Annotated in this window: 6 protein-coding genes; 2 read left to right on the top strand and 4 right to left on the bottom strand. The window is 43.6% G+C overall.

The features are described 5' to 3' along the window. Positions 1-269: 269 nt before the first annotated feature. Positions 270-1,420, top strand: a protein-coding gene (locus DN599_RS07335) for an IS3 family transposase (RefSeq protein ID WP_110456091.1) whose coding sequence is annotated in 2 segments (ribosomal slippage) — positions 270-507 and positions 507-1,420 — 1,152 coding nt in all. Because the reading frame shifts where the segments join, the coding sequence is not laid out codon by codon here. A 329-nt stretch (positions 1,421-1,749) separates the two neighbouring features. Here DN599_RS07335 and DN599_RS07330 read toward each other — a convergent pair. The 4 genes from DN599_RS07330 to DN599_RS07315 form a co-directional block, all read right to left on the bottom strand. Further along, positions 1,750-2,295, bottom strand: a complete 546-nt coding sequence (locus tag DN599_RS07330) for a porin family protein (RefSeq protein WP_110457002.1) — start codon at positions 2,293-2,295, stop codon at positions 1,750-1,752. A 149-nt stretch (positions 2,296-2,444) separates the two neighbouring features. Then, the gene (locus tag DN599_RS07325; RefSeq protein WP_110457001.1) at positions 2,445-2,666 is read right to left on the bottom strand and encodes a DUF2061 domain-containing protein; all 222 of its coding nucleotides are present in this window, start codon (positions 2,664-2,666) and stop codon (positions 2,445-2,447) included. Between the two features lie 185 nt (positions 2,667-2,851). Next, entirely contained in the window at positions 2,852-3,754 is a 903-nt protein-coding gene (locus DN599_RS07320) for a 1,4-dihydroxy-2-naphthoyl-CoA synthase (RefSeq protein ID WP_110457000.1), read from the bottom strand. 130 nt (positions 3,755-3,884) lie between these two features. Beyond that, positions 3,885-4,238: a hypothetical protein gene (locus DN599_RS07315; protein ID WP_110456999.1), complete on the bottom strand. Its 354-nt coding sequence runs from the start codon at positions 4,236-4,238 to the stop codon at positions 3,885-3,887. Between the two features lie 89 nt (positions 4,239-4,327). On the opposite strand from DN599_RS07315, the gene ccoG reads away from it, so the two are divergent. Then, on the top strand, positions 4,328-5,755 hold the full coding sequence (gene ccoG, locus DN599_RS07310; RefSeq protein ID WP_110456998.1) for a cytochrome c oxidase accessory protein CcoG: 1,428 nt from the start codon (positions 4,328-4,330) through the stop codon (positions 5,753-5,755). Positions 5,756-6,271 lie beyond the last annotated feature (516 nt).

The following is a 6,271-nucleotide window of genomic DNA, read 5'->3' as shown; positions in this document are numbered from 1 at the left end:
CGAAGAGAGTGATAACTCGGTGTAGGTATGGCGGTGGGGGTTGGTGGCATGGATGCCACCGTCGAGCGTATAGGGATATACTTGCAGCGCCCCACCGAAATACCTGCACGAAAGGCCTGCGGCAAGCAATTCAAAACAATGTAAGTTAACGCTACCATCAGCGATGTAAAAACCTATTCCGGCAAATGCTACAAGCCAAACAATTGGTAAGCCCCTAGAACAATAGACACTTCATAGAGTTATAATGAACCAAAAATATGAGGTGTTACATGCGCGGAAAACGTTATCCTGATGAGTTCAAAATTGAAGCCGTCAAACAAGTCACTGAACGTGGTTATAAAATCGCTGATGTGGCAGAAAGGTTAGGTATCACAACTAAAAGCTTGCACAACTGGATTAACAAGTTCGATAAACCAGAGAAGCAACACATCACTATCGATAATCAGCAAGACGAAATTCGTAAACTGAAAGCAGAGCTTCGGCGAGTCACGGAAGAGCGAAATATACTAAAGGAGGCCGCCGTGTACTTTGCAAGCGAGTCAAAGAAAAGTACACGTTCATAAAGTCTCGACTCGACCAATATCCCATAGCCGTACTGTGCCGAGTGCTCAATGTTCATCGTAGTGGTTTTTATGCTTGGCTAAAGCAGCCCAGTAGTAAGCGTACCATTGAAGATAAGCGACTTCTGGGCAAAATTAAGCAATTTTGGCTAGAGAGCGGTTGTGTCTACGGTTATCGAAACCTGACTTTAGATTTAAAAGACGATGGCGAAAGCGTCGGGAAAAATCGTGTTTATCGAATAATGAAGGAAGCCCAAATAAAGGCCATTCGAGGTTACAAACGCAATCCAAGCTTTGGAGGTGGGAATATTAGCCACACGGCACCAAATACGTTAAATCGTGGCTTTGATGTCGCAGAACCCAACAAGGTTTGGGTGACCGACTTTACCTATATCCGTACGCATGAGGGCTGGTTATATTTAACCGTTGTTATTGACCTTTTTTCTCGTCAAGTCGTGGGTTGGACGATGAAGAATACACCTAAAGCTGACTTGGTAATTGATGCACTATTAATGGCCATCTGGCGACGTTCACCGAAATCTAAAGTGCTGATACATTCCGACCAGGGAGTGCAATATACCTGCTCTGATTGGCGTAGCTTCTTAAAAGAGCACAATTTAGAAGCCAGTATGAGTCGACGAGGAAACTGTCATGATAATGCCGTCGCGGAAAGCTTTTTCTCGTTGCTGAAGAAAGATAGAGTTAAGAGAAAAATCTATAAAAACAGAGATGAAGCTCGCTCAGAAATATTTAACTATATCGAATATTTCTATAATCCAGTGCGTCGTCATGGTAGTAATAATGGACTGTCTCCTGTGCAGTTCGAAAAGCAGTACTTTGAGAAACAGTTAAGTGTCTAAGATATTAGGGGCTTACCATAGTCTTGAAAATACGTTAATGCTGTTTATTAGACCAGTAGCCAGAGCTACTGGTCTTTTTTATACTTTTGATTTAGCGTTTTCATCATCGAATTCAAGTATGGCCTCACTCATTACTGAGTTCATTAGCCATAATCTTACGTACACAAAAGGCTCACTAGCGATATCGGTGCCCCTCATTTGTGATTGGACATAGAGACCATTCAGCAATACCTCTATCTGGTGTAGTGGCAAGTTTGTTAGGATGTTTTTCACCCTGGGCTTACTGCGAATGGTTTATATGTGTGTTGTTCTAGCGTCGATTCATAACATTAGAAACGATAGCCGAGATTGAAAGTAAGCGTATGGGTATCGAGTAAATTCATTGCTTGAAAATGGTAGGTAAGGCCGAGATCCATACCCGATGCAAACTCCATACGCCAGCCTAAACCTGCAAGTAGTCCCATATCATCATCGGTGAATCTACGGTCGTTGTCGTTGGTATCTGTAAATTTCAGCCTGTACTGGTTAGCGCCAAGTTTAAACACTAAACGATTTCTTTTAGATAGGGGGAGTGTATACAGTGCTGCTGCTCGGAAGCTATCAACATCATCCAGTTGATTGCCAATGCTAAATAGGTTGGTGAGAAATACATCTTGTCTCATGTAGCCCAATTCCAGCCCCCACTGAGGGGTAAACTGGTAGCGGTAGGCAAGATCATAGTGAGTTTGAAAGTCATCACCATTGATAACCTTGTCTGATGAGACGTTGGTTTCTCCAATACCTGCACCTATTGATAAAGCGTGTTGGTAATCATTTGCAAATGAACATGGGGAAATAAATAAACATATGACAGCGGCGGTAACTAAGGTTTTCATAACAATCCTTTGTGAAGTGATAACAACTAGATATCTGGATCGTTTTATAGCAGAGTTTTATGTTTAGGGAATAGCTAATTTTTACGCCCCACACTGCAAAGTAACCATAGTGTTGGGCGAATTGCTTAAATTATGTTGATTATATAGCGCTAAGCACTAACGTATAGCTGATGGTTCTTCTTTATTGCATTAGCGGTTTGCCTGCTTTCTATCCGTTTCCACACTTTGTCATGGAAGTAGAACACAACTGTGTTTACTGCAGGTTCAATCAAGGCTATAGCACCACCTATGACAATACTGCCTGTTAATAGGTACGTAATTGTGAAAGCAACGCTGAAATGTAGTATTGCAAAAGTGAATGTCTTAGCCATAATGAAGCTCCTCTTTAATTATTAAATGATAATCATTATCACCTTCAATTTAAAGAGATAAATGTCGATAGGCTTAAAAGAGTTTTTAGATTGACGCAGATATGTACAACTAATTAATAGAATAAAGCCGCAGTGATGCGGCTTTATTCTATGGGCGTGAGCACACAGAGACTAGATATTTGTGGTTAATAGTGCCAAGGGAACTTAGAAAAGTCTTGCTCACGCTTCTCTAAAAAGGCATCTCTGCCTTCTATGGCTTCATCGGTGCCGTAGGCTAAACGAGTCGCTTCGCCAGCAAACAGTTGTTGGCCGACGAGTCCATCATCGGGCAAGTTAAAGCCGTATTTAAGCATGCGCATGGCGGTGGGGGATTTCGAATTGATCTCTTTGCCCCAATTTAATGCTTCGATTTCCAGCTCTGCATGGGGCACCGAGCGATTGACCATGCCCATATCGAACGCCTCATCGGCACTGTAATTAAAGCCTAAAAAGAAAATTTCACGGGCTCGCTTTTGACCAATCATCTTAGCAAGATAGGCGCTACCGTAACCGGAATCGAAACTGCCCACATCGGGATCCGTTTGCTTGAATATGGCATGTTCTTTCGACGCGAGAGTGAGGTCACATACCACGTGTAGGCTATGACCACCGCCGACCGCCCAACCAGGAACGACCGCAATCACCACTTTAGGCATAAAGCGGATAAGGCGTTGCACTTCCAAGATATGCAACCGTCCCATACGAGCGATATCGGGCTTACCCTCTTCAGCACCTTCATATTTGTAGCCATCTTTGCCACGAATGCGTTGATCGCCGCCGGCACAAAAAGAGTACTGCCCTTTAGCCGATGGGCCGTTACCAGTTAATAGTACGCAGCCAACATCAGACCATTGGCGCGCATGATCTAAAGCGGTATAGAGTTCATCAACGGTTTTAGGGCGAAATGAGTTAAGACAATCTGGGCGATTGATAGCAATACGTACCGTGCCTTGCTCTTTAGCTCTGTGATACGTGATATCTTCAAATGCAAATCCGCTGACTTGCTCCCAAAGGCTTGGGTCAAAAATATCGGAAACTTGGTCTGTCATATTGATTACCTTGTGTCTGTATTGTCAATTGAGACGGATCGCCCAAGGCTAGGCTCAATCGTTATAGAGGTCAATTATGGATATAAAAACCGTGCGCTGGGTGCGGCATCGATATCGGCGTTAGTGGGGGTTATCGTAATTTATCGCATATGAATAATTGGTTGTCGCGGCTTAATATCGTAAAGCGACTGGCGTTATCACCGCAGTATTGCTGTTTATAAGCCATGACGGATTGCTCGGATTCGAAAATATCCTCTAACGCGGCCTGTTCTGCCTTATTGAGTCGGTTAGCGATTTCAGCTTTTAGTTGAGATAAATGATTATCGACTTTAATAATTTTTGTGCCTGTCATTGAGTCGAGTTTACGCTCAGCCTTTTGCATGAGTGCATCGGCTTGAGCCATTGGCTCATCGAGCTTATTGGTTTCGGTTGCAAGGTAATAGAGTAGCCCTGCGCCTGCGCCTAAAATAATCCAGCCTCTCATTATTTCTCCAACCATGATGAACAATTTGTGATAGAAAAGGTATAATAAGCCAGTTTTCATGGAATATTAAAGCTGTAAGGCTGTTAAATATGAACGCAGAATCAAATAAAAAGGACTATTCGAAGGTTGAGCGGATCAAAATTCATCAGCCTGATGTACATAAGTCCGACCGCTTCAATCCCCGCAATCGTATTTATGTCAGAGCAATACAAGGGTTTTGGACCCAGCTGCGCCGCCGTTTAGGTTGGGTCGCAATATTGTTCTTCCTTATATTACCTTGGATCCCATGGGGTAATAGGCAAGCGGTATGGTTTAACCTAGGTGAGCAAAAGTTTCACATCTTTGGGTTGACCATTTGGCCGCAAGATTTAACCCTGTTAGCCGCACTCTTAATGATAGCCGCCTTTGGGTTGTTTTTTGTGACCACCTATCTTGGTCGAGTCTGGTGTGGCTACACCTGTCCACAAACGGTCTGGACCTTTATCTTTATTTGGTTTGAAGAAAAGCTTGAAGGTGCACGCAACAAGCGCATTAAGCTTGACCAAATGCCATGGAGCTTTAATAAGGTATGGCGTAAAACCGCAAAGCACCTCGCTTGGTTGCTGGTGTCCTTGTTAACAGCCATGACCTTTGTTTCCTATTTTGTGCCCACCACAGAAGTGTATGCCGAGGTATTCAGTGGTACCGCGTCTGGTGGGGTTTACTTTTGGGTCATGCTTTTTACCTTAGCGACTTATGGTAATGCTGGTTGGATGCGTGAAATCATGTGTACCCACATGTGTCCCTACGCTCGTTTTCAATCGGCGATGTTCGATAAGAATACCTATATTGTTGGCTATGACATCAAACGGGGTGAAGCCCGAGGCCCTCGTTCGCGTAAAGCCGACCCTAAAGAGTTAGGTTTAGGTGATTGCATCGATTGTGACTTATGCGTTCAAGTGTGCCCGACAGGTATCGATATTCGTAACGGTTTACAATATGAATGCATTAACTGCGGAGCATGTATTGATGCTTGTGATAACACCATGGAGCGTATGGGGTATCAAAAAGGCTTGATCGCTTACACCACCGAAAACAAACTCGATGGGGTAAAAGAGAAAGTGTTAAGGCCAAAGCTGGTGGGTTACGGTGCAGTGTTAGCCATCATGATAGTTATCTTTGTCTATGCCAGTGCCACTATTGCCCCTGTGCGTGTTGATATTATCCGCGACCGCAATCAGCTATTTAGAGTCAACAATCAAGGATTAATTGAAAACACCTTCACATTAAAGATACTCAATAAGACCGAAGCGCCGCATGAGTATCAGTTGGGCGTAGAAGGATTACCCAACTACAAATGGTATGGCCCGCAAACGGTCACCATTAATGGTGGCGAAGTGTTAACTCTGCCAATCAGTGTTGCGGTCGATCCTGTTGAGCTTTCGCGCCCCATGATAAAAATCGACTTTAAAGTGTCGACTATCTTAGATGGTGAAAAGGTAGAGGCTACACAAGAATCGCGATTCTTCGGCCAATAGGCGCCAACAAGTGTACGAACACAAATAAAAAAGGGGCTGATTAGCCCCTTTTTTATACGTATCGTTTGATAAGTATGCACTCAATAGTAAAAGCGTTACTTTCTTTCAAAAAGCCCTTGCGCCCATCTGAGAACTGCCTATAATGCGCATCCACTGACACGGCACAGCAGGCCAACTATCTAGGTAGTACGGGACTTGCAGCTAAGTCAGCCTCTCTTTTAACAATAGAGAGGCGAGTTAAACTCTTCGGAGATTTGATTCAGGTGATAAGCGCTTTTAAGGGCTTCGATTGATGACTTCTGCTTAAGAAATCATCGCTTGGAAAACTTCTTAAAATAAGCACTTGACGCCAACAACGGGAGGTGTAGAATACGCATCCCTAAGCCAACGACCTAGCGTCAACGGCCGCTAAATGAAAGATTGATTCTCTCATGTTAGCAACGCTCTTTAACAAGATGAAACAAGAAATCTGTGTGGACACTCACAGGTGTTGAGTTAATCGAAATTGCCTAACTT

It is taken from the genome of Shewanella algidipiscicola, assembly GCF_900380485.1.
Lineage (GTDB): Bacteria > Pseudomonadota > Gammaproteobacteria > Enterobacterales > Shewanellaceae > Shewanella > Shewanella algidipiscicola.
Note: the sequence above shows the minus strand (reverse complement) of the source record. Positions and strands in the feature narration are given on the sequence as shown.